This window comes from Streptomyces pathocidini (genome assembly GCF_001418495.1).
Classification (GTDB): domain Bacteria; phylum Actinomycetota; class Actinomycetes; order Streptomycetales; family Streptomycetaceae; genus Streptomyces; species Streptomyces pathocidini.
This window is the reverse complement of record NZ_LIQY01000667.1, coordinates 1-3,107: the sequence shown is the minus strand read 5'-3', so window position 1 is coordinate 3,107 and position 3,107 is coordinate 1. Positions and strand designations below refer to the sequence as shown.

Annotated in this window: 3 protein-coding genes; 2 read left to right on the top strand and 1 reads right to left on the bottom strand. The window is 73.1% G+C overall.

The features are described from left to right. The first annotated feature begins 107 nt into the window (after nt 1-107). Both AOK16_RS24280 and AOK16_RS24275 read left to right on the top strand, forming a co-directional pair. The gene (locus AOK16_RS24280; protein WP_338058504.1) at nt 108-608 is read left to right on the top strand and encodes a hypothetical protein; all 501 of its coding nucleotides are present in this window, start codon (nt 108-110) and stop codon (nt 606-608) included. Beyond that, complete coding sequence (locus AOK16_RS24275) at nt 595-1,437, top strand: GntR family transcriptional regulator (RefSeq protein WP_079101745.1); 843 nt, start codon at nt 595-597, stop codon at nt 1,435-1,437. The genes AOK16_RS24280 and AOK16_RS24275 overlap by 14 nt, the downstream gene beginning before the upstream one ends. An 88-nt stretch (nt 1,438-1,525) precedes the next feature. On the opposite strand, the gene AOK16_RS24270 is transcribed toward AOK16_RS24275, so the two are convergent. Next, nucleotides 1,526-2,749, bottom strand: coding sequence for an alpha/beta hydrolase family protein (locus AOK16_RS24270; protein ID WP_240483732.1), 1,224 nt, complete (start codon nt 2,747-2,749; stop codon nt 1,526-1,528). Between the last annotated feature and the right edge of the window lie 358 nt (nt 2,750-3,107).

Genomic DNA, 3,107 nt, shown 5'->3' with positions numbered 1-3,107 from the left:
GCGTACGGGGAGGTGGTGCCAAACCGGGACCGGGTGGTGTTGAACCGGGCTTGGGTGGTGTTGAACTGGGCGCTGGTGAGGGTTGGTTGGGCGTTCGTGGGGGTGAGTTGGAGCACGGTGGGGGCGAGTTGAGGTTCGAGGCCGATGGTCTGATGGTCGAGGCGTGTGCCCCGGGGCAGGCGGCGGTCGAGGAGGCGATCCGCGCCGCAGACCTGGTCGCCTGCTGCACCACCGCCCGTACGCCCCTCTTCGACGGGTCCGCGCTGGCCGCGCATGCCACCGTCACCGCCGTCGGCTCGCACGAGCCGGACGCCCGCGAGGTGGACGACGCGACCGTGCGCCGCTCGACGGTGGTGGTCGAGGCGCGGGCCGCCGCGCTGCGCGAGGCCGGGGACGTCATCCAGCCGCTGCGGGCCGGGCTGTTGGAGGCGGATGACCTGGTGGGGATGGCGGACGTGGTGCGCGGCAAGGCAGTGGCCGACCCCGCGCGCCCCCGGCTTTTCAAGAGTGTCGGCATGGCGTGGGAGGATCTGGTGGTGGCCGGAGCCGCCTACGAGGCGGTGGCCGGATCGGGGGAAAGGGAGGGAGACCGGGATGGCGGCCGGTGACGGAGCGGCGATCGGCAACAGGACGGCGGGGAACGCCGATTCGGCGGGAAGCACTGGTTTGAGCGGGAACGCCGGTTCAGCGGGAAGCACCGGTTCGGGCAGGAAGGCCGGTTCGGCGGGGAACGCCGGTGCGGCGGCCTCGGCGGTCGAGGGGCCCGTGCTGCCCTCGTTCCAGGGGCGGCGCAGCCTGCGGGAGGAGATCGTGCAGACGCTGCGGGGCGCGGTCATCTCCGGGGAGCTGCGGCCCGGCGTCGTCTACTCCGCGCCCAGCCTGGCGGCGCAGTTCGGCGTCTCGCCGACGCCGGTCCGCGAGGCGATGGTCGACCTCGCGAAGGACGGTCTCATCGAACCCTTGCGGAACAAAGGCTTCCGGGTGGTGGAGCTCTCCGACAAGGAGCTGGACGACCTGGCCGACCTGCGGGAGCTCATCGAGGTCCCGGTCATCCGGCGCCTGGCGGAGGCGGGGGTCGACCCCGCCGAGATCGACCGCCTGCGCCCACTGGCCACGGGCATCGAGCGCGCCGCCGCCAACCGCGACCTGACGGCCCACGCGGCCATCGACCTCGAGTTCCACCTCGCCCTGCTCGCCCTCGACGGCAACGAGCGGGTCGTCGAGACCGTCCGCTCCCTGCGCCTGCGCTCCCGCATCTACGGCGCCCGCCAACTCGCCGAGAACGACGCCCTGGTGCCCTCGGCCCGCGAACACTCCGAACTCCTCGACCTCATCGCCTCCGGCGACGCCCCGGCCGCCGAAGCCCTCATGCGCCGCCACATCGGCCACGTACGCGGCATCTGGGCGGCACGGCGCGAGGCCCCCTCCGCCTGCTGACCCGGCGGTGGCCTCCGACCGCGTCCGGGGGCTCGCCGCGGCCGCGGTCGGAGCTGGTTCGCCCGCTCACCGCGGCGCCTGGCCGTGGTCAGCGTTTGGGGAGGGTTTCCTGGAGCCAGTCGAAGACGACCTCGCAGTGCTGCTGGGGCGCCATCGGGGAGCAGTGGAGTTGGGCGCCGGTGGCCGCGGTGAGCTTCACGTAGTCCTTGGGCGCGGTCAGCTTCTCGTACATCTCGCGCGGCTGGCCCGGATAGAACTGCTCGAACTCGTAGTCCAGGACCAGCGTGGGCGCCTTGATGCGGCTCACGACGCCGGTGATGTCCAGCGCCCTGACGCGCTGGGCGGGCGTGTAGAAGTCGGTGAACATCCGCCCCTGGCGCGCGTCGAGCATGGCCTGTACGGAGAAGGGTTCCATCCGCTTCTTCATCGTCGCGGCCTCGGCCGGGGACAGTTCGGGAACGACCTCCCGGTTCCAGATGGCGTTGGTCTCCGCCTTGCTGGGCCGAAGGATCTCCCGGATCTCCGGGGGGAATCCCAGCCACGGCGACAGGCAGCCGGGCATCGCCACCAGCGCGGCGATCCGTTGCTCGAAGGCCGCCGCGCGGGGCGCCAGGTCGCCGCCCATGCTCAGCCCGGTCAGGGCGATCTGATCGGCGTCCACGTCGGGACGGGCCACCAGCCAGTCGACGATCGGCGAGACGACCTTCTCCCAGCGCGGCGTGAACACCACCTGGTCCACGAAGAGCAACTGCCCCTGTCCCGGGCCGTCGTAGACGAGTGCGTTCCAGCCGCGCTCCAGGGCCGCCGAGACACCGTACGTCCACATGTCGACATCCTGGCCGTCGCTGCCGTTGGTGAGGATCACCGTCGGGCGCCGCTTCTTCGAACCTTCCGGCCGGAAGAGCCACACCGGCAGCGGGGTCTTCCCGTACGGCACCTTCGCCTTGACCGGCCGCGGGTCGGTCAACTCGCAGAACCGGTCCCAGCCCGCCCGACCGGCCCGGTACAGCCGCTCCTCGCTGCCGGGGTCGTCGGAGCCGAGGACGAAGAACAGCGCTTGGCCGTAGTACTGCGCGGCCCGCAGCGCGCGGAAGCGGGTGGTCTGCCGCCCGGGCCTGCCCTGCTCCGGCGGCGCCATCAGGCGGTCGCCGAGGCGGCGGAAGGTCCGCGTGTACGTCTGTGCGGACAGCCCGGCCGCGTTGACCGTGTTGACGGCGGTGAGCACCTCGCCGACCTCGGCGGCGCCGTAACCGGAGCTGCCGAGGGCGAGGAGCACGCTGAAGTTGTAGGCCGGGTCCTGGAAGAGGGTCATCACGCCGGGCGTGGGGTTGTCCGCCGAAGGCGAGGCCGCCCCCGAAGGCCGCGAAGCCCCCGAGGGCGCCGCGGGACTGGCCGGCGGCCCACCCCGTACGGACGCGGCGTCCGGGCGCGCGCATCCGGCCGCCGCCAGCACGGCCCCGGCCCCACCGACCAGTCCTGCCAGGGCGGCGCGCCGGGTGGGGGCCGATGCGCGGTCTCGGAGCATGTCCGTCATACCAACCGACCGTACGAGCCGGGTCCTCACACCGCTCCCCGGGAGCCCGGATGTTGCGCCGAAAGGCCTGGTCGGGGGGCCGTGCGGGGGCCCGGCCCCCGGGCGGTGCGCGGCGGGCACCCGTACGTCCCCGTCC